Origin of the sequence: Leclercia sp. G3L, assembly GCF_021117075.1 — a bacterium.
Lineage (GTDB): Bacteria > Pseudomonadota > Gammaproteobacteria > Enterobacterales > Enterobacteriaceae > Enterobacter > Enterobacter adecarboxylatus_C.
On sequence record NZ_CP088265.1, the window covers coordinates 1,330,138 to 1,350,583 of the forward strand.

At 57.8% G+C, this 20,446-nt stretch carries 17 protein-coding genes and 4 tRNA genes; 15 read left to right on the top strand and 6 right to left on the bottom strand.

The genetic code is table 11. The features are described 5' to 3' along the window. Window positions 1–28: 28 nt before the first annotated feature. The 13 genes from wecB to LRS40_RS07745 all read left to right on the top strand — a co-directional run bounded on the left by wecB (window position 29) and on the right by LRS40_RS07745 (window position 10,864). The gene (gene wecB, locus LRS40_RS07685) at window positions 29–1,159 is read left to right on the top strand and encodes a non-hydrolyzing UDP-N-acetylglucosamine 2-epimerase (protein WP_231313437.1); all 1,131 of its coding nucleotides are present in this window, start codon (window positions 29–31) and stop codon (window positions 1,157–1,159) included. Beyond that, on the top strand, window positions 1,156–2,418 hold the full coding sequence (gene wecC, locus LRS40_RS07690) for a UDP-N-acetyl-D-mannosamine dehydrogenase (protein WP_231313438.1): 1,263 nt from the start codon (window positions 1,156–1,158) through the stop codon (window positions 2,416–2,418). The genes wecB and wecC overlap by 4 nt, the downstream gene beginning before the upstream one ends. Continuing rightward, complete coding sequence (gene rffC, locus LRS40_RS07695; protein WP_231313439.1) at window positions 2,415–3,092, top strand: dTDP-4-amino-4,6-dideoxy-D-galactose acyltransferase; 678 nt, start codon at window positions 2,415–2,417, stop codon at window positions 3,090–3,092. Before wecC ends, rffC begins: the two co-directional genes overlap by 4 nt. 4 nt (window positions 3,093–3,096) lie before the next feature. Continuing rightward, the gene (gene rffA, locus LRS40_RS07700; RefSeq protein WP_231313440.1) at window positions 3,097–4,227 is read left to right on the top strand and encodes a dTDP-4-amino-4,6-dideoxygalactose transaminase; all 1,131 of its coding nucleotides are present in this window, start codon (window positions 3,097–3,099) and stop codon (window positions 4,225–4,227) included. Between the two features lies 1 nt (window position 4,228). Then, window positions 4,229–5,479 carry a lipid III flippase WzxE gene (gene wzxE / locus LRS40_RS07705; protein ID WP_231313441.1) on the top strand — a complete coding sequence of 417 codons (1,251 nt, stop codon included), beginning with the start codon at window positions 4,229–4,231 and terminating at the stop codon, window positions 5,477–5,479. Next, the gene (locus tag LRS40_RS07710; protein ID WP_231313442.1) at window positions 5,476–6,555 is read left to right on the top strand and encodes a TDP-N-acetylfucosamine:lipid II N-acetylfucosaminyltransferase; all 1,080 of its coding nucleotides are present in this window, start codon (window positions 5,476–5,478) and stop codon (window positions 6,553–6,555) included. Before wzxE ends, LRS40_RS07710 begins: the two co-directional genes overlap by 4 nt. Beyond that, a complete protein-coding gene (gene wzyE / locus LRS40_RS07715; protein ID WP_231313443.1) occupies window positions 6,552–7,904 on the top strand; it encodes an ECA oligosaccharide polymerase in 1,353 nt (450 codons plus the stop codon). The genes LRS40_RS07710 and wzyE overlap by 4 nt, the downstream gene beginning before the upstream one ends. Before the next feature lie 12 nt (window positions 7,905–7,916). Beyond that, on the top strand, window positions 7,917–8,657 hold the full coding sequence (wecG, locus tag LRS40_RS07720) for a lipopolysaccharide N-acetylmannosaminouronosyltransferase (protein WP_231313444.1): 741 nt from the start codon (window positions 7,917–7,919) through the stop codon (window positions 8,655–8,657). 267 nt (window positions 8,658–8,924) lie between these two features. After that, window positions 8,925–10,307 carry an amino acid permease gene (locus tag LRS40_RS07725; RefSeq protein ID WP_231313445.1) on the top strand — a complete coding sequence of 461 codons (1,383 nt, stop codon included), beginning with the start codon at window positions 8,925–8,927 and terminating at the stop codon, window positions 10,305–10,307. Window positions 10,308–10,412: 105 nt separating this feature from the next. Next, window positions 10,413–10,489: transfer RNA gene (locus LRS40_RS07730), tRNA-Arg, on the top strand. Window positions 10,490–10,561: 72 nt separating this feature from the next. Continuing rightward, window positions 10,562–10,637, top strand: a tRNA-His gene (locus LRS40_RS07735). Window positions 10,638–10,658: 21 nt separating this feature from the next. Then, a tRNA-Leu gene (locus tag LRS40_RS07740) sits at window positions 10,659–10,744 on the top strand. Between the two features lie 43 nt (window positions 10,745–10,787). Next, window positions 10,788–10,864, top strand: a tRNA-Pro gene (locus tag LRS40_RS07745). A gap of 501 nt (window positions 10,865–11,365) precedes the next feature. Here the strand turns inward: LRS40_RS07745 and LRS40_RS07750 are convergent. The 5 genes from LRS40_RS07750 to hemC form a co-directional block, all read right to left on the bottom strand. After that, complete coding sequence (locus LRS40_RS07750) at window positions 11,366–12,571, bottom strand: MFS transporter (protein ID WP_231313446.1); 1,206 nt, start codon at window positions 12,569–12,571, stop codon at window positions 11,366–11,368. Window positions 12,572–12,729: 158 nt separating this feature from the next. After that, window positions 12,730–13,929, bottom strand: coding sequence for a protoheme IX biogenesis protein HemY (gene hemY / locus LRS40_RS07755; RefSeq protein WP_156264866.1), 1,200 nt, complete (start codon window positions 13,927–13,929; stop codon window positions 12,730–12,732). Between the two features lie 2 nt (window positions 13,930–13,931). Further along, window positions 13,932–15,104 (bottom strand): uroporphyrinogen-III C-methyltransferase, encoded by a 1,173-nt coding sequence (hemX, locus tag LRS40_RS07760; protein WP_231313447.1) that lies wholly within the window; start codon window positions 15,102–15,104, stop codon window positions 13,932–13,934. Window positions 15,105–15,125: 21 nt separating this feature from the next. Continuing rightward, entirely contained in the window at window positions 15,126–15,866 is a 741-nt protein-coding gene (hemD, locus tag LRS40_RS07765; RefSeq protein WP_156264862.1) for a uroporphyrinogen-III synthase, read from the bottom strand. Continuing rightward, a complete protein-coding gene (gene hemC, locus LRS40_RS07770) occupies window positions 15,863–16,804 on the bottom strand; it encodes a hydroxymethylbilane synthase (protein WP_142487518.1) in 942 nt (313 codons plus the stop codon). Before hemC ends, hemD begins: the two co-directional genes overlap by 4 nt. 344 nt (window positions 16,805–17,148) lie before the next feature. Here hemC and cyaA point away from each other — a divergent pair, with 344 nt between their 5' ends. Continuing rightward, window positions 17,149–19,692 carry a class I adenylate cyclase gene (gene cyaA / locus LRS40_RS07775; RefSeq protein ID WP_231313448.1) on the top strand — a complete coding sequence of 848 codons (2,544 nt, stop codon included), beginning with the start codon at window positions 17,149–17,151 and terminating at the stop codon, window positions 19,690–19,692. 88 nt (window positions 19,693–19,780) lie between these two features. Here the strand turns inward: cyaA and cyaY are convergent, their stop codons facing one another. After that, window positions 19,781–20,101, bottom strand: coding sequence for an iron donor protein CyaY (gene cyaY, locus LRS40_RS07780; RefSeq protein ID WP_156264857.1), 321 nt, complete (start codon window positions 20,099–20,101; stop codon window positions 19,781–19,783). Window positions 20,102–20,240: 139 nt separating this feature from the next. Between cyaY and LRS40_RS07785 the strand changes: the two genes are divergently transcribed. Continuing rightward, window positions 20,241–20,444, top strand: a complete 204-nt coding sequence (locus tag LRS40_RS07785) for a lipoprotein (protein ID WP_106995931.1) — start codon at window positions 20,241–20,243, stop codon at window positions 20,442–20,444. The last annotated feature ends 2 nt before the right edge of the window (window positions 20,445–20,446 follow it).

A 20,446-nucleotide genomic window follows, 5' to 3' on the forward strand; every position in this document is an offset into this window, starting at 1 on the left:
CTTCATCGCTTAATCGAAGAGAATCGATGTGAAAGTACTAACCGTCTTTGGTACGAGGCCGGAAGCCATCAAGATGGCGCCTCTGGTTCATGCGCTGGCAAGCGACCCTTATTTTGAGGCGAAAGTTTGCGTTACCGCACAGCATCGGGAGATGCTGGATCAGGTCCTTAACCTCTTTTCTATTGTTCCCGATTACGACCTCAATATTATGAAGCCGGGGCAAGGATTAACCGAAATTACCTGCCGTATTCTGGAAGGGTTAAAACCCATTCTGGAGTCGTTCAGGCCTGATGTCGTGCTGGTGCACGGTGATACCACTACCACCATCGCCACCAGCCTGGCGGCGTTCTATCAGCGTATTCCTGTGGGGCATGTCGAAGCGGGATTGCGTACTGGCGATCTTTACTCTCCCTGGCCTGAAGAGGCGAACCGTACCCTGACCGGGCATCTGGCGATGTATCACTTCGCACCGACGGAGAACTCCCGTCAGAACCTGCTGCGCGAGAACATAAAAGACCAGCATATCTTTGTCACCGGCAACACGGTGATCGACGCGCTGATCTGGGTGCGTGACCGGGTGCTGGCGAGCGACACCTTGCGTGGGGAGCTGGCCGAGCAGTATCCGTTCCTGGCTAATGGTAAAAAGATGATCCTGGTGACCGGACACCGTCGGGAAAGCTTTGGTCAGGGATTCGAGCAAATATGCCATGCGCTGGCGGAAATCGCTGCACTTAATGAAGATGTGCAGATCGTCTATCCGGTGCACCTGAATCCCAACGTCAGTGAACCGGTCAACCGCATCCTGGGGCACGTCAAAAACGTCATACTTATTGAGCCGCAGGACTATCTGCCTTTCGTCTGGCTGATGAACCACGCCTGGCTGATCCTGACCGACTCTGGCGGTATTCAGGAAGAGGCGCCTTCATTGGGCAAACCGGTGCTGGTAATGCGTGAGACCACCGAGCGCCCGGAAGCGGTCAAAGCCGGAACCGTGCGGCTGGTGGGCACCGGTTCGCGACTGATCGTGGAAGAGGTGACGCGCCTGCTGCACGACGATAAAGAGTATCAGACCATGAGCCGGGCCCATAATCCCTATGGTGATGGCCAGGCCTGTGACCGTATTTTGCACGCACTTAAACATAATCGGGTATCGCTATGAGTTTTACGACCATTTCTGTCATTGGGCTTGGCTACATTGGGCTGCCAACGGCGGCGGCATTTGCCTCCCGCCAAAAACAGGTCGTAGGTGTGGACATCAACCAGCATGCGGTTGCGACGATCAACAAGGGTGAAATTCACATTGTTGAACCGGATCTCGACAAGGTAGTGAAAACGGCCGTTGAGGGAGGGTACCTGAAGGCCAGCACCACGCCGGTAGCCGCCGATGCTTACCTGATTGCCGTGCCGACGCCGTTCAAAGGCGAGCATGAGCCGGATATGGCGTATGTCGAAGCGGCAGCAAAATCCATCGCGCCGGTGCTGAAAAAAGGCGCCCTGGTGATCCTGGAGTCGACCTCCCCGGTGGGTGCCACCGAGCAGATGGCACAGTGGCTGGCCGAGGCGCGCCCGGATCTCACCTTCCCGCAGCAGGCGGGCGAGCGTGCGGACATCAACGTCGCCTACTGTCCGGAGCGCGTGCTGCCGGGGCAGGTGATGGTCGAACTGATTAAAAACGATCGTGTTATTGGCGGGATGACGCCGGTCTGTTCCGCCCGCGCCAGCGAGCTCTATAACATCTTCCTGGAAGGCGAGTGCGTCGTCACCAACTCCCGTACCGCCGAGATGTGCAAGCTGACGGAAAACAGCTTCCGCGACGTCAATATCGCGTTTGCCAATGAGTTATCGCTGATTTGCGCCGATCAGGGGATCAACGTCTGGGAATTGATTCGTCTGGCGAACCGCCATCCGCGCGTCAATATCCTGCAACCCGGCCCGGGCGTAGGCGGTCACTGTATCGCGGTCGACCCGTGGTTTATCGTGGCGCAGAACCCGCAGCTGGCGCGTCTGATCCGTACGGCCCGCGAAGTGAACGACAGCAAACCGCACTGGGTGCTGAACCAGGTGAAGGCCACGGTGGCGGATTACCTGACGCAGAGCGGCAAGCGGGCAAATGAGGTGACTATCGCCTGTTTTGGTCTCGCCTTTAAGCCGAACATCGACGATCTGCGTGAAAGCCCGGCGATGGAAATTGCTGAGATGATTGCCGACTGGCACAGTGGCGAAACGCAGGTAGTGGAACCCAATATCCACGAGCTGCCGAAAAAGCTGGCCGGTCACTGCACCCTGACACGCGTTAATGATGCGCTGGCCACCGCCGATGTGCTGGTGCTGCTGGTGGATCACAGCGAGTTTAAAGCGATTTCGGGCGATGCCGTGCGTCAGGAATTTATCGTTGATACCAAAGGCGTATGGCGTTGAGTCAGCTGCGTGGTGCGTTACAGCCGCTGGACTGGGAAAGTCAGTTTTTTTCCCTGCCCACGGCCATTGTGCGCCTGTCTGATGACGCCCCGTTGCTGGCGACCGACGATTTATCCGCCTGGCAACGCGTGCAGGCTAAAATTCCGGCCACCCGCACCGACTGGCTGGATGCACTCCAGCAGCAGGGCTTCAGGCTGGTTGAAGGCGAAGCCGATCTCGCGATCCAGGTGACGCAGCATGCCTGCCCAGGCGCTGAGATGGCTACCGAACAGGATATTCCGGCGCTGCGCCAGCTGGCCGCGCAGGCGTTTGCCCTGAGCCGCTTTCGCGCGCCCTGGTACGTCCCGGACGACAGCGGTCGCTTCTATGCCCAGTGGATCGAAAATGCGGTCAAAGGCACCTTCGATCACCTCTGCCTGATATTCCGTGCACCGGATGGCGCCATCCTGGGCTTTGTCTCCCTGCGTAAACTGAATGACACCGACGCGCGTATCGGCCTGCTGGCCGGGCGCGGCATGGGCGAGCGGTTGATGCAGGCGGCGCTGTGCTGGGCCGGACAACAGCAGCTTTCCACATTGCGGGTGGCGACCCAGATGGGCAACACCGCCGCGCTTAAACGTTATATTGCAAGCGGCGGCAACATCGAAACGACCGCTTACTGGCTATACAGGTGACAAGATGATCCCATTTAATGCGCCTCCCGTGGTGGGCACCGAACTTGATTACATGCAGTCTGCGATGGGCAGCGGCAAACTCTGTGGCGATGGCGGCTATACTCGCCGTTGCCAGCAGTGGATGGAACAGCGTTTTCAGAGCGCGAAGGTGCTGCTCACGCCGTCCTGCACCGCCTCGCTGGAGATGGCGGCGCTATTGCTGGATATCGGTCCTGGCGATGAAGTGATCATGCCGAGCTACACCTTTGTCTCGACCGCTAACGCCTTCGTGCTGCGTGGAGCGAAAATCATCTTCGTGGATATCCGTCCGGACACCATGAACATCGACGAGACGCTGATTGAAGCGGCGATCACCGACAAGACCCGCGCCATCGTGCCGGTACACTATGCCGGCGTGGCGTGCGAGATGGACACCATCATGGCGATCGCCAAAAAGCACAACCTGTATGTGGTGGAAGATGCCGCGCAGGGGGTGATGTCCACCTACAAAGGCCGCGCGCTGGGTACTATCGGTCATATTGGTTGCTTCAGCTTCCACGAAACCAAAAACTACACCGCAGGCGGTGAGGGCGGCGCGACCCTGATTAACGATCGCGCCCTGGTGGAGCGCGCAGAGATCATCCGTGAGAAAGGCACCAACCGCAGCCAGTTCTTCCGCGGACAGGTGGATAAGTACACCTGGCGCGATATCGGCTCCAGCTACCTGATGGCGGATCTGCAGGCGGCGTACCTGTGGGCCCAGCTGGAAGCGGCAGAACGCATCAACCAGCAGCGCCTGGCGCTGTGGCAGACCTATTACGATGCGCTGGCCCCGCTGGCGCGAAAAGGCCGTATCGAGCTGCCAACCATCCCGGCGGACTGCGTGCATAACGCGCATATGTTCTACATCAAGCTGCGGGATAACGACGATCGCAGCGAGCTGATCGCATACCTGAAAGAGGCCGAGATCCTGGCGGTGTTCCACTATATTCCGCTGCACTCCAGCCCGGCAGGGGAAGCCTTTGGTCAATTTGTGGGTGACGATCGCTTCACCACCAAAGAAAGTGAGCGGTTACTCCGCTTACCGCTGTTCTACAACCTTGCTGCAGTCAACCAGCGCACGGTCATTAATACCCTTCTGAGTTATTTCGGCTGATATGTCTCTGGCGAAAGCATCGGTGTGGACCGCCGCGTCCACACTCGTCAAGATCGGCACGGGCCTGTTAGTCGTCAAACTGCTGGCCGTCTCATTTGGCCCGGCGGGCGTTGGGCAGGCGGGGAACTTCCGTCAGCTGGTCACCGTGCTGGGCGTGCTGGCCGGGGCGGGTATCTTCAACGGCGTGACCAAGTACGTGGCGCAATATCATGATGATAAGGCGCAATTACGTACGGTGGTCGGGACCTCATCCGCGATGGTGCTGGGCTTTTCCACCCTGCTGGCGGTGATCTTTTTACTGGCAGCCGCGCCCATCAGCCAGGGGCTGTTTGGTCATACGGGCTATCAGGGCCTGGTGCGGCTGGTGGCGCTGGTGCAGATGGGTATCGCCTGGGCTAACCTGCTGCTGGCGCTGATGAAGGGCTTCCGCGATGCCGCCGGCAATGCGCTGGCGCTGATCGTCGGCAGCGTGATTGGGGTCGTCGCCTATTATGCCTGTTATCGTCTCGGCGGCTACGAAGGCGCGCTGCTGGGGCTGGCGCTGGTGCCAGCGCTGGTGGTGATCCCGGCGGCTATCATGCTGATGCGCAGAGGCACTGTCCCGCTGCACTATCTTAAGCCGCAATGGGACAAGATCCTTGCGGGACAGCTGGGCAAATTTACCCTGATGGCGCTTATCACCTCGGTCACTCTGCCGGTAGCCTATGTGATGATGCGAAATCTGCTGGCGGCGCACTACAGCTGGGATGAGGTGGGGATCTGGCAAGGCGTCAGCAGCATCTCCGATGCCTACCTGCAGTTCATTACCGCCTCATTTAGCGTCTACCTGCTGCCAACCCTGTCACGTCTGACGGGGCGTCAGGAGATCACCCGCGAAATACTCCGTTCCCTGCGCTTCGTCTTACCGGCGGTGGCTGTCGCCAGTTTTACCGTCTGGCTGCTGCGCGATGTCGCCATCTGGCTGCTGTTCTCCGCTAAATTTACCGCGATGCGCGATCTGTTCGCCTGGCAGCTGGTGGGTGATGTGCTGAAAGTAGGCGCTTACGTCTTTGGCTATCTGGTGATCGCCAAAGCCTCGCTGCGGCTCTATATTCTGGCGGAAATCAGCCAGTTCACCCTGCTGACGGCGTTTTCGCACTGGCTGATCCCCACGCACGGCGCGCTGGGAGCGGCCCAGGCCTACATGGCCACCTATATTGTCTATTTTGCTGCCTGTTGCGGCGTCTTTTTACTTTGGCATAAACGCGCATGACTGCACTGATTCACGTCCTGGGATCGGATATCCCACACCATAACCAGACCGTACTGCGGTTCTTTAACGATGAGCTGGCACCCGGCAGCGCCCTGGCGCGCGAATTTATGGTGGTGGGGAAGGATACCGGCCTGAGCGCCGCCTGCCCGGCACTGCAGCTGACTTTCTGGCCGGATAAAGCGTCGCTTGCCAATGCGGTGATCGCCAGAGCCAAAGCGGATCGCCAGCAGCGTTTCTTTTTCCACGGTCAGTTCAATACCGGCCTGTGGCTGGCGCTACTGAGTGGGGGCATCAAGCCCGCGCAGTTTAACTGGCATATCTGGGGGGCAGATCTGTATGAAGTCTCCCAGGGCTGGAAATTCCGTCTTTTCTATCCGCTGCGTCGCATGGCCCAAGGGCGGGTGGGCTGCATCTTTGCCACTCGCGGCGATCTGAACTATTTCGCCCAACGTCATCCGAGCGTCCGCGGCGAGCTGCTCTATTTTCCGACCCGCATGGATCCGTCCCTGAACGGGTTAGCCAGGGATGTGAAGCGCGAGGGGAAGCTGACGATTCTGGTGGGTAATTCCGGGGATCGCAGCAACGAACATATCGCGGCCCTGAAGGCGGTGCATCAGCAATTTGGCGATACGGTCAACGTGATCGTACCCATGGGCTATCCTGCTAATAACGCGGCGTACATCAATGAAGTTCGCCAGAGCGGGCTGGCGTTGTTCAGCCCGGAGAATCTGCAGATCCTCAGCGATAAGCTGGCCTTTGACGACTACCTGGCCCTGCTGCGCCAGTGCGATCTGGGTTACTTCATCTTCGCGCGCCAGCAGGGGATTGGCACACTGTGTCTGCTGATCCAGGCGGGCGTGCCCTGCGTGCTCAATCGCGACAACCCGTTCTGGCAGGATATGGCGGAGCAGCACATTCCGGTGCTGTTCACCACGGATGACCTGAATGAAGAGGTGGTGCGCGAAGCGCAGCGACAGCTGACGCAGGTGGATAAAAACACCATCGATTTTTTCAGCCCGAACTACCTTACGCCGTGGCACAAGGCGCTGCGGATCGCCTCAGGGGAGAAAGCATGAGCCAGTTGCAATTTAGCGGCCTGTTGGTCATCTGGCTTCTGAGCGCGCTCTTTATCGCCACCCTGACCTGGTTCGAATTCCGGCGGGTGCGCTTTAACTTCAATGTCTTTTTCTCGCTGCTGTTTCTGCTGACCTTTTACTTTGGCTTCCCGCTGACCAGCGTGCTGGTGTTCCGCTTCGACGTGGCCGTCGTACCGCCGGAGATCCTGATGCAGGCCCTGCTGTCGGCCACCTGTTTCTATGGGGTCTACTACGTCGCCTACAAGACGCGGCTGAAGCCCGCCAGCTCTGGCGCTGAGCGACGACCGCTGTTTACCATGAACCGGGTCGAGACCCACCTGACCTGGGTGATGCTGATGGGGATCGCGCTAATTACCGTCGGCATCTTCTTCATGCACAACGGCTTTTTGCTGTTTAAGCTGCAGTCCTACAGCCAGATCTTCTCCAGCGAAGTCTCAGGGGTGGCGCTCAAGCGCTTCTTCTACTTCTTCATTCCGGCGATGCTGGTGGTCTATTTTCTGCGCCAGGATGCCCGGGCGTGGTTGTTTTTCCTGGTCAGCACCGTGGCGTTTGGCCTGCTGACCTACATGATTGTCGGCGGCACGCGCGCGAACATCATTATCGCCTTTGCCATCTTCCTGTTTATCGGCATCATTCGCGGCTGGATCTCGCTGTGGATGCTGGCTGCTGCAGGGGGGATGGGGATTGTCGGGATGTTCTGGCTGGCGCTGAAACGCTATGGCATGGACGTCAGCGGCGATGAGGCGTTTTACACCTTCCTGTACCTCACCCGCGATACCTTCTCGCCGTGGGAGAACCTGGCCCTGCTGCTGCAGAACTACGATAAAATCGACTTTCAGGGGCTGGCGCCCATCGTGCGCGATTTTTATGTCTTTATCCCCACCTGGCTGTGGCCGGACAGGCCGGGCGTGGTTCTGAACACCGCCAACTACTTTACCTGGGAAGTGCTTAACAACCACTCCGGTCTGGCGATCTCACCGACGCTGATCGGCTCGCTGGTGGTGATGGGCGGCGGCTGGTTTATCCTGCCTGGGGCGATCGCCGTAGGGCTGATTATCAAATGGTTCGACTGGCTCTATACGCTGGGCAATCAGGAGACCAATCGCTACAAGGCAGCGATTTTGCATAGTTTTTGTTTCGGTGCCATTTTCAATATGATCGTGCTGGCGCGAGAGGGGCTGGACTCGTTCGTCTCTCGCGTGGTCTTTTTCATGGTGGTTTTTGGCGCCTGTCTGCTGATGGCGAAGCTGCTGTACTGGCTGTTCGACAGCGCTGGGTTAGTACATAAGCGCGAGCCGGCAAGCGGCAGGGCGCTTTCGCGAGTCTGAGTAAGGATGATAATGACTGACAATACCTCTGCGCCGCTGTATGACCTGCGGGGCCTGAAGCTGATTGGCTGGCGTGATATGCAACATGCGCTGGACTATCTCTGCGCCAGTGACGGAATGAGAACCGGCACGCTGGTGGCCATTAACGCAGAAAAAATGCTTACCATTGAGGATAACGCCCAGGTACGCGATCTCATTGAGGCGGCAGAATTTAAATACGCTGACGGCATCAGCGTGGTGCGCTCCTTGCGTAAGAAATACCCGGATGCAGACATCTCCCGCGTGGCGGGGGCTGACCTCTGGGAAGCGCTGATGGCCCGGGCGGGCGCAGACGGCACGCCGGTGTTTCTCATTGGCGGCAAACCGGAGATTCTGGCGCAAACCGAGCAGAAGCTGCGTGCCCGGTGGCAGGTAAATATCGTCGGTAGCCAGGACGGTTACTTCAGTGCCGATCAGCAGCAGGCGCTGTTTGCCCGCATTCGCAATAGCGGGGCGAAGATTGTCACCGTGGCGATGGGTTCCCCGCGTCAGGAGATCCTGATGCGCGACTGCCGTCAGGTCTACCCGGACGCGCTTTATATGGGCGTGGGCGGCACCTATGACGTCTTTACCGGCCATGTGAAGCGTGCGCCAAAGGTATGGCAGAACCTGGGGCTGGAGTGGCTGTATCGCCTCTTATCACAGCCCAGCCGCATCACCCGGCAGCTGCGTCTGCTGCGTTATCTCGGCTGGCACTACTCCGGTCGGCTTTAATCTGTGATTTGCAGCGCGATCTGCTGTTCGCGCTGCAACCTGCCTGCAAATCTGCTGCTTTTCTGTGCAATACATTCATTTTTTTAACGCATCGTTTGCCATTTCACAAAATTTAAGAAACCATTCCTCCCCGCACTACCGTACCAGGCTGTTTTTGCATCAACCGTTAACATAAACGGTCCATATCGCACAGCCCGTGATAGCACATCCGTACCTATAACAATAACCGGCCGAGGCCGGGAGAGTCGCAAGCACAACCGAGGATTTATGGCAGAGAAAAAACCGGAGCTTCAGCGTGGGCTGGAAGCTCGTCATATTGAACTTATCGCCCTGGGCGGGACGATTGGCGTGGGGCTGTTTATGGGATCCGCCAGCACCCTGAAATGGGCGGGGCCGTCGGTCCTGCTGGCGTATATCGTCGCCGGGCTGTTCGTCTTCTTTATCATGCGCTCGATGGGCGAAATGCTGTTCCTCGAACCGGTTGCCGGTTCGTTCGCTGTCTACGCCCACCGCTACATGAGCCCGTTTTTCGGCTATTTAACGGCCTGGTCGTACTGGTTTATGTGGATGGCGGTCGGGATATCGGAGATTACCGCCATCGGGGTCTACGTGCAGTTCTGGTTTCCGGAGATGGCGCAGTGGATACCCGCGCTGATAGCCGTGGGGCTGGTGGCGCTGGCTAACCTCGCTGCCGTGCGCCTGTACGGTGAGATCGAGTTCTGGTTTGCGATGATCAAAGTCACCACCATCATCGTGATGATCGTCATCGGGGTGGGGGTGATCTTCTTCGGCTTTGGTAATGGCGGGCAGGCGATTGGCTTTGGCAACCTGACCGAGCACGGCGGGTTCTTTGCCGGAGGCTGGAAAGGCTTCCTGACCGCGCTCTGTATCGTAGTGGCCTCCTACCAGGGCGTTGAGCTGATCGGTATCACCGCCGGTGAAGCCAAAAATCCGCAGGTGACCCTGCGCAGCGCGGTAGGCAAAGTGCTGTGGCGCATTCTGATCTTCTACGTGGGCGCGATTTTTGTCATCGTCACCATCTTCCCGTGGAATGAGATTGGCACCACCGGCAGCCCGTTCGTGCTGACTTTCGCCAAAATCGGTATTACCGCGGCGGCAGGCATTATCAACTTTGTGGTGCTGACGGCGGCGCTCTCCGGCTGTAACAGCGGCATGTACAGCTGCGGGCGTATGCTTTATGCCCTGGCAAAAAACCGCCAGCTTCCGGCTGCGGTGGGCAAGGTTTCCCGCGCAGGGGTGCCGGTAGCGGGTGTAGCTATCTCTATTGCCATCCTGCTGGTGGGGTCGTGCCTGAACTACATCATCCCGAACCCGCAGCGTGTCTTCGTCTACGTGTACAGCGCCAGCGTACTGCCGGGAATGGTGCCGTGGTTTGTGATCCTGATTAGCCAGCTGCGTTTCCGTCAGGCGCATAAAAAAGCGATTGCCAGCCATCCGTTCCGCTCCATTCTGTTCCCGTGGGCGAACTATCTGACCATGGCGTTCCTGATCTGTGTGCTCATCGGCATGTACTTCAATGAAGATACCCGCATGTCACTGTATGTCGGGATGATATTTATCGCTGCCGTGAGCCTGGGATATAAGCTTTTTGGGTTGGGACGGCACGTCGAAAAAGCAAAAACGCAGTAATATGCGGCAAAGTGCGCAAACTGTAAGCAAACGCGCATTTATTTTAAAAAAGCACTAGACAGCAGAGCGAGACCTCCGTAATATCCAGCCCCGCAACGGCGCTAAGCGCCCGTAGCTCAGCTGGATAGAGCGCTGCCCTCCGGAGGCAGAGGTCTCAGGTTCGAATCCTGTCGGGCGCACCATTTACCCGGTGCTGGAGCTGCGGTGGTCTGTTAAGTAGGCAGAACCGCGTGGAAGTAAAGTATTAAGTAGTGGTGGCTATAGCTCAGTTGGTAGAGCCCTGGATTGTGATTCCAGTTGTCGTGGGTTCGAATCCCATTAGCCACCCCATTATTTAAAGAGTTGTGAATTGCGAAGGTGGCGGAATTGGTAGACGCGCTAGCTTCAGGTGTTAGTGTCCTTAGGATGTGGGGGTTCGAGTCCCCCCCCTCGCACCACGACTTTTAATGAATTGAACTAAAAATTCAAAAAGCAGTACAACGGCGAGTAGCGCAGCTTGGTAGCGCAACTGGTTTGGGACCAGTGGGTCGGAGGTTCGAATCCTCTCTCGCCGACCAATTTTGAACCCCGCTTCGGCGGGGTTTTTTGTTTTCTGCTATTCCTGCCTCTGTTGCTTATCGCCGACAGCATTCCGCCAGCCTGTCGTGAATAAGTGACACTTAACCTTCTGATAAATAACAATATATTTCTTTCTGTTCCAGGGTGTCGTTTTCAGGAGACACTTTGTCCGCGATCGCGATACATTCTGCCCCTCTCGACCTGCCTGAATAGCATAATTTCCTTTTATCTTAAAAAGTTGGAGATCGGACAACTTCGGGATACAAACCTGGCACGTTGCATGCAATAATACACATGTAGATGCTCATTCCATCTCTTATGTTCGCCCTAGCGCCTCATAAACCCCGGAATGATGCAGAGCCATTTACGGTGCTTATCGTCCACTGACAGATGTCGCTTCGGCCTCATCAAACACCATGGGCACAACGTTGAGTGAAGCACCACAAGTTGTCGAACAGACCTGTTTAACGCCTGCTTTTTAGCAGGCGTTTTTTTATGCCTTATCTGCCGTAGCGCCTCAGGGTCCCCACGACAATCAGCAAGGCACAGGCTGAAACGCCATACAGCGCCTGCAGCGGCCCCAATACGTCAGCAATCAGTGCCGTGAGGCAGGTAAAGAGTGACGCACTGGCGGTTTGCCATCGCCACGTCCTGCCGCTGGCCGAAGAAACCTGGTCAGCCTGAAAGCTGCTCAGCAGGCTAAAAGTGCCCACCGCAAAAACGATATTTGAGGCCAGATGGGCGATAAATACTACCCCCAGCGCCTGCATCCCCGATAACAGGGGGATCGTTCCGTAAGCGAATAAAAAGAGGCCGAGGCAGGTCAGCAGGAGACGGTTTTGCCCGGCGTAGCGGGGCAGGCTCTCTCTCTTCAGCAGCAGCGGGCCGCACAGCTGCCCAAGGCTGCGGGCAAAGAGCAAGGGTAGAGCCAGCCCGGCGGCATCCTCCGGTTCGATCTGCTGCGCCAGCGCAGGCAATAGCGCCATCGCGGGCGATCCCACGGCGGCGAGGGCGGGAAGCAGTAACAGGCTGCGTTTTTGCTGCGGGGCCAGCGTCTGCCAGTGCACTGCCACCGGTCTTTCGGTTTCTGCTGCCTGTCCAGGCGCCAGAGAAGGCAACGCGCTGCCGGCGAGGAGCAACATCAGCAAGGAACCCACAAAGGTGAGCGCGTCGAACCCAAGGAGTGTCAGGGCGGGCAACTGATGGAACAGCACCATACCCAGCCCGGTACCCAGCAGCACCTGCGACGCAAAAATCACCGTCTCCAGGCATGTCGCCGCGGACAGCTCGGCTTCGGATAATCCCCGACGGAACAGCAGGGTCAGAGCCGGCCAGCTCATGCCCGCCAGAAAGGCCTCGGTGGACTGCACCGCCAGCAGCGCCACCATGCTGTGATACTGAATGCCCATCAGGGGAAACAGCAGGGCGAGCAGACCCAGCCACTCGGTCAGGACCAGCAGGCGGATGGGCGAAAAGCGCATACAGAGCCTCTCTCCAACGAGGCTGCCCACAAAGCCGGGTAGCATGGCAAACAGGTATGCCAGGGTCAGTAAAGAGGCGGGAGCCTGCCAGTCCAGCAGCAGGCCAAAGACCATCACCTGGGTTAAGCCATTCCCCACAGAGGTAAAGAGAAAAGCGCAGGCCAGCAGGCGCAGCCAGCGATGGCTGCGGAGCGCGCGAAAAAGCGCGTACAAAAGCGTGTTCATGAAACGATCCTTTCAAAAACGATTTAGTCCACGCCGCAAAGGCGTGTGCAGGAAAAATGTTTAATGAAAGGAAGTCGTTACATTGGCGGAAGCGGTCTCATGAAGATGATGCAAAGAACGTAGCAAATAAAAAAGGAGGCCGTCAGGCCTCCTGGGTATTATTGCTGCGGGGGATTGTTCTGCAACGTCAGCAGCAGGCCATCGCGACGCATCGCAGCGGCCTCCTCTGGCAGATGCAGCTTGTCCAGCGTATCCGCCAGCCAGGCGTAATCGAACGCATCCGGGCGCTGTTTTAACGCGGCGCGGAAGGCGAGGCTGGCCTCTTTCCATTCGCCATGTCTGGCCAGGGACTGACCGAGGGTGCTCCACAGCAGCGGCCGATCGCCCACGGTTTTGATCTGCTGGCGAAGCATTTTCTCGATCTGCTCCGGATTATTGGTTTTCAGACGCGGGATCACCATCACCAGCCGATCGTCATACTGGCGTTTCAGGCCATCAAGAATGATGCTCTGTGCGGTATCGTGATCGTCACACTCAATCAGGTGCTCCGCCATCGCCACCTGCAGGGGGACCTGCTGGCGCGTTTTGCGGCTCTGATTTTTCCACCACTCTTTCAGTCCATCGCTGCCCTGATCGGCGCGGGCCTGGTCCATCAGACCAATCCAGGCCTGACGTTGCAGGTCGTCGCGCTGCTCATCGTCACCCACGTCTGCTTTTGCCATCGACGGGATGATGTCCAGCAGCGAGCCCCAGGCGCCGGTGCGGATATAGGCCTGTTCTGCCAGACGCAGCACTTCCGGATGACGCGGGGCGATCTCCAGCAGACGATCGACGCCGTGTCGGGCGGCATGGTTTTCGTTACGCGCCAGCTGCAGACGCACCCGGGTGATCTCCACCGGGATCGGATCGTTTTCGGCCAGTTCGGAGGCGCGCTCCAGATGCTGATTGGCGCGCACTTCGTCGCCGCGCTGCTGGGCCGCTTCGGCCGCCAGCAGGTAGTTGACCACCGGCTGTTCAGCGTGATCGGCGTTCTTCGACATCAGCTTCTCAACCTGCTGATAGTCGCCTTCGGCCAGCTTGAGCAGCGCCTGTTCGGTCTGCTTGCGGGCGCGACGGCGTTTGCGGCCGACAAACCAGCTGCGGGTATGCGCCCCGGTGCGGAAGATGCGGCGCAGGATCCATTCGATCGCCAGAAACGCCACCATCACCAGGATCAGAATGATCACCAGCCCGGTGACGCTGGTTTCGATATTGTAGTTATCGGTCTGGATCAGCACGTAACCCTGATGACCCGCCAGCATAGGACCAAGCACGATCCCGGCGAGCAACAGTGCGAAGAGTAACAGGACTTTCAACATAATTACTCTCCTTGTGGCGCGCTGTCAGGGGCCGGAGCGGAAGCGGGGGCTTGCTCTGCGGCCACGCCCGGCTGTGCCAGCAGGTTGCGCACGCGCGTCTGCATCAGCTTCTCCAGAATCGGCTGGCTTTCCAGCTTATCCGGGACGTTCATGGTGATGTTCTGTTGGCTCAGCTTGTCCACATCTTCGAGGAAGGCCGTGGTGGTGGCATCGTCGGTATCGTAGTAGGCACGCACCCAGGTCGAGACGTTGTCCAGCGCCTGCTTGTAGGTCTCTTCCTGATGGCGAGGCACCGCCTGGGCGGCCACCAGCAGACGCGAGCGCAGGTTTTCGCGCAGGTAGACGTCCTGATTCGGGGCTAACAGCGGCACGGTGGTCTCATCGCGGCGGCGAACGGTGATAAAGCTGTCCATAAAGTTCTGCCAGCTTTTCTGCAGGTTGATGTGCCACTCGCTCAGCGAGCTGGAGAGTTCGCTGCTGTCGGAATCCATCGGGGAGTCGTCGTCGTTATTGTCTGCCAGACGCAGGTTATCGATCTGGTTCGACAGCTGATTCACTTTCAGAATGATGCCGTCGTAGTCCACCTGCGAAACGGTGCCCAGGCTGGCGATATCTTCGGTGAGGGCGCGACGGGCAGCGATCAGGCTCGGGTCGTTCATGTCTCCCAGGCTGGCATCGGCACTTTTCAGCAGCGCGGCGGCGGTTGTGACGTCCTGATCGCTCCACAGCTTACGCCCGGCCAGTTTGACGAGGAAATCCGCCTGCGCCAGCAGCCAGGTTTTGGCGTCGGTGCCGGAAATGGTGGCCACTTTTTGCTGCATCTCATCCAGCTGCTTCGTCAGCTCGGCCTGCTGACGGTTCGCGTCGGCCAACTGGGCTGCCTGCTGCTTGATCACCGCATCCAGCTCGGCTTTATGCGACTGCTGTGCCTGTTGCAGGGCAGTGACCTGGGTAACCAGCGCGTCGCTGGCGGCGGTCTGGTTAGTGGCTTGCTTTTTCACCAGACCGTACAGGCCGATACCTGCGGCCAGCGCAATGGCGATAGCAATCGCGCTTAACGCCAGGCTGGTTTTATTGCTGCCATGCTTTTTCTCTGTCGTTTCTGGCTGTGGCGTGGTGTCCACAGTCTCCCTGGTCTCTTCAACCACGGCGGAGGATTTTTCGTGTTCCGTCATTATGGCTTCCCATTATGAGAGTTATTGTAATGCGCGCAGCAGCGCATCGTTGTCGGCGTTATCAGCGATCCGAATATCTTGCCAGCCCAGTTCCCGGGCGAGGTTCGCCAGACGCTCACTGACGACCAGAAGCCGACAGCGGAGTAACCAGTTTTCACGATACCATTGTGGCATCAGCGACCAGAGGTGTTGCAGCATTTCGCCGCTGGTCACCACCAGGGTTGTAACGCCGCGAGACTGCCAGCGCATCGCCTCTTCCGCACCGTCATAGTGTTTATTACAACGTTGATAACATTCACAAAATGTCACTTCTGCTCCGCGCTCACGCAGCGTGTCGCCCAGCAGTTCACGTCCACCGTTGCCGCGCAAAATCAGGGCGCGCTTCCCGACAACGGTTTGTAATTCAGGTAATTGTAGCAATACTTCGCTGATTTCCCGATCCAGCGGATAGCGGACGTCTTTGCCACTTTCGGTATGCAGCGCCAGGGCGGTGGTTCTGCCGATGGCGAAATAGCGTGGCGCGTCCGGCCAGCGCAGGCCATCCTGTTGCAGCCGGGCGTGGGCAAATTCCACGGCATGTTGTGAAAGGGCAAACAGCATGTCATCGGCCTGCAGCGCTCCAAGATGACCGGCAAGCAGGGGCAGTTCCCGGCCTGGGGTGAACTCAATCAGCGGAAAGCTCCACGCCACCTGCCCCAGTGCGCGCAGACGGCTCACTAACTGATCTCCAGCGGGAGAAGGGCGGGTGACGAGAATACTCATGCCGGGGGTTCTCCGTTATAGACATCCGCGAGAATTTCACGCGCGCCGTTATCGAGCAGCTCTTCAGCCAGCGAAATACCCAGCTGTTCCGCATCCTGGGGATGACCACGGCGTTCGCCGCGCACCATCTGCGAACCGTCCGGCGCGCCAACCAGCGCGCGCAGCCACAGTTCGCCATCAATTAATTCAGCATAGCTGCCAATCGGCACCTGACATCCCCCTTCCAGGCGAGTGTTCATGGCGCGCTCTGCCTGGACGCGGATGACCGTCTCGTCGTGATTGAGCGGCGCCAGCAGCGCATGGGTGCGTGTATCGTCGAGTCGGCACTCAATGCCCACCGCGCCCTGACCGACGGCCGGCAGCGACTGTTCCGGTGGCAACGCCACCTTAATGCGCGACTCCAGACCCAGGCGCTTCAGGCCGGCAACCGCCAGAATGATAGCGTCGTACTCGCCGTTATCGAGCTTGCCGAGACGGGTACCGACGTTGCCGCGCAGGGAGCGGATAACCAGGTCCGGACGCGACTCGGCCAGCTGGCACTGGCGGCGTAAACTTGACGTGCCAACGATGCTGCCCTGTGGCAAGGCATCCAGCGAGTCGTAGCGGTTTGAAACAAAGGCGTCGCGCGGATCTTCGCGCTCGCAAATGGTGACCAGCCCCAGTCCCTCAGGGAAATCAACCGGGACGTCCTTCATGGAGTGGACCGCGATATCAGCGCGATCCTCAAGCAGTGCCAGCTCCAGCTCTTTCACGAACAGGCCTTTGCCGCCCACTTTCGCCAGCGGTGTATCAAGAATGACATCGCCGCGCGTGACCATCGGCACCAGCTCAACCCGCAAGCCTTCATGGCAGGCTTCGAGGCGCTGCTTAACATAATGTGCCTGCCAGAGCGCGAGGGGGCTTTGGCGTGTGGCAATTCTTAAAACATTGTCTAACATGCTTGTTACCGTCTTAATCATCTACTGACCATCCTAACATTGTTGTCCTGGGAGTGTCAGTTTTACGGACGTTGAGGGGTTCAGGACAGGGCAGCGATAGAGGTTGCCTGCTGCCGTATTCAGGAATTTACACGTACAGAACGGTGCTACACTTGTATGTAGCGCATCTTTCTTTACGGTCAAACGGCAAGGTGTTAAATTGATCACGTTTTAGACCATTTTTTCGTCTCCGAGACCAGAAAGATAAGGGCGAAAAAGGGCGACGGTTACTTTCGAAATACTGTGAACGCGTAATCCTCGGTCCTGGTGAGGATTAGTGCCTTCTGAACATCAGGCGATACGTCTTGTACCTCTATATTGAGACTCTGAAACAGAGACTGGATGCCATCAACCAACTGCGTGTCGATCGCGCGCTTGCTGCGATGGGCCCTGCTTTCCAGCAGGTTTACAGTCTTCTGCCGACATTGTTGCACTATCACCACCCACTGATGCCGGGTTACCTCGACGGTAACGTTCCCAAGGGCATCTGCCTTTTCACGCCTGATGAAACCCAAGAACACTACCTGAAAGAGCTGGAGCTCTACCGTGGCATGCCGCCGCAGGAGTCCCCGAAAGGTGAACTGCCGATCACCGGCCTCTACACTATGGGCAGTACCTCTTCGGTAGGACAAAGCTGTTCTTCGGATCTGGATATCTGGGTCTGCCATCAGTCCTGGCTCGATAACGACGAGCGTCAGCTGCTGCAGCGTAAATGCAGCCTGCTGGAGAGCTGGGCGGCCTCGCTCGGCGTGGAAGTGAGCTTCTTCCTGATTGATGAAAACCGTTTCCGCCATAATGAAAGCGGCAGTCTGGGTGGTGAAGACTGCGGCTCGACGCAGCACATCTTATTGCTGGATGAGTTTTACCGTACCGCCGTGCGCCTGGCCGGGAAGCGTATTCTCTGGAGTATGGTGCCGTGCGACGAAGAAGAGCATTACGACGATTACGTCATGAAGCTCTACGCCCAGGGGGTCCTGACGCCAAACGAGTGGCTGGATCTGGGCGGCTTAAGCTCCCTGTCCGCCGAAGAGTATTTCGGTGCAAGCCTGTGGCAGCTGTATAAAAGTATCGATTCCCCGTACAAAGCGGTGCTGAAAACCCTGCTGCTTGAAGCCTACTCGTGGGAATACCCGACGCCGCGCCTGCTGGCGAAAGACATTAAACAGCGTCTGCATGATGGCGAGATCGTCTCTTTCGGTCTTGATGCATACTGCATGATGCTCGAGCGCGTCACCGAATACCTGAAAGCCATTGACGATCCGACCCGTCTGGACCTGGTCCGTCGATGTTTCTATCTCAAAGTCTGTGAGAAGCTCAGCCGCGAACGCGCATGCGTCGGCTGGCGTCGTGAAGTGGTCAGTCAGTTAGTCAAAGAGTGGGGATGGGACAAAGAGCGTCTGTCGATGCTCGATAACCGCGCCAACTGGAAGATCGATCAGGTGCGTGAAGCGCACAACGAGCTGCTCGATGCCATGATGCAGAGCTACCGTAACCTGATCCGCTTTGCCCGTCGTAATAACCTCAGCGTTTCCGCCAGCCCGCAGGATATCGGTGTTCTGACCCGTAAGCTGTACGCCGCGTTTGAAGCGCTGCCGGGTAAAGTGACGCTGGTGAACCCGCAGATTTCGCCGGACCTGTCTGAACCAAACCTGACCTTTATCTATGTGCCGCCGGGTCGCGCGAACCGCACCGGGTGGTATCTGTACAACCGTGCGCCGAGCATGGACTCGATCATCAGCCATCAGCCGCTGGAATATAACCGCTATCTGAACAAGCTGGTGGCCTGGGCCTGGTTTAACGGCCTGCTGACGTCGCGTACCCGCCTGTTTATTAAGGGTAACGAGATCGTCGATCTCGCCAAACTGCAGGAGATGGTGGCGGATGTGTCGCATCACTTCCCGCTGCGTCTGCCTGCGCCGACGCCGAAAGCGCTCTACAGCCCGTGCGAAATTCGCCATCTGGCGATCATCGTCAACCTGGAATACGACCCGACGGCGGCGTTCCGTAATCAGGTGGTGCATTTCGATTTCCGCAAGCTGGACGTGTTCAGCTTTGGCGAGCAGCAAAACTGCCTGGTGGGCAGCGTCGACCTGCTGTACCGCAACTCGTGGAACGAAGTGCGTACTCTGCATTTCAACGGCGAGCAGGCGATGATCGAAGCGCTGAAAACCATTCTCGGCAAGATGCACCAGGATGCTGCTCCACCGGACAGCGTCGAGGTCTTCTGCTACAGCCAGCATCTGCGCGGCCTGATCCGTACCCGCGTGCAGCAGCTGGTCTCCGAGTGTATCGACCTGCGTCTCTCCAGTACCCGTCAGGAAACCGGCCGCTTCAAAGCGCTGCGCGTCTCCGGGCAAACCTGGGGCCTGTTCTTTGAGCGTCTGAACGTCTCGGTGCAGAAGCTGGAAAATGCCATCGAGTTCTATGGCGCCATTTCGCACAATAAACTGCATGGTCTGTCGGTACAGGTTGAGACTAACCACGTCAAGCTGCCGCAGGTGGTGGATGGTTTTGCCAGCGAAGGGATTATTCAGTTCTTCTTTGAAGAGTCGGGCGACGATGCCGGTTTCAATATCTATATCCTTGATGAAACCAACCGCGCCGAAGTGTATCACCACTGTGAAGGCAGCAAAGAGGAGCTGGTGCGCGACGTCAGCCGCTTCTACTCGTCCTCACACGATCGCTTTACCTACGGTTCCAGCTTCATCAACTTCAACCTGCCGCAGTTCTACCAGATTGTGAAGGTCGATGGCCGTGCGCAGGTGATCCCGTTCCGTACCCAGGTGATTGCAGCCGCACCGGCCAATCAGGACGCCAACACCCCGCTGTTGCAGCAGTATTTCTCCTGAGCCGCTGTGCCGGATGCGCTTTGCTTATCCGGCCTACGGTTCGAGCCGTTGTAGGCCCGGTAAGCGCAGCGCCACCGGGCAATAAACCTTAGCGGAAGCTCACCTCTTCGCCCGACTGCGCGGTCGCGGCCTGCTCAAGCAGATCCCAGAACGCTTCACCGCTGCGATCGCAAATCCACTCGTCGCCCTTGAGGTCGAAATGGTAGCCGCCCTGCTTGGTGGCCAGCCACACCTGGTGAAGCGGTTCCTGACGGTTAATAATGATCTTGCTGCCGTTTTCAAAGCTGATGGTCAGCACGCCGCCGTTGATTTCACAATCGATGTCGCTGTCGCCATCCCAGTCGTCAAGACGTTCTTCGATGGTTTGCCACAGGTTATCGGCGAGGCGATGGAATTCACTGTCATTCATGGTTCTGTTCCTGTTTTTCGTGATGGCGGCAGTATAACGCTAAATAATTCCGGTTGCAGGTTAGCGGCAAACTCTTGCTTTTGTGCCTTCTCCTGCGATGATAGAAAACAGAAAGCATGAACTTACAGGCAACCTGATAATGAAAAACGTTTTTGGAACGCTTGCCGTTCTCCTCGCACTGTTTAGCCTGAGTGGCTGTGGTCTGAAAGGGCCGCTCTATTTCCCACCGGCAGATAAAACCGCGCCACCACCGACCAAAAAAGCGCAAAGCCCCGTACAAACCACCATGCCAGATCGTAACGATCGCGGCGACAATGGCGGCCCAAGCCAGGTGAATTACTGACG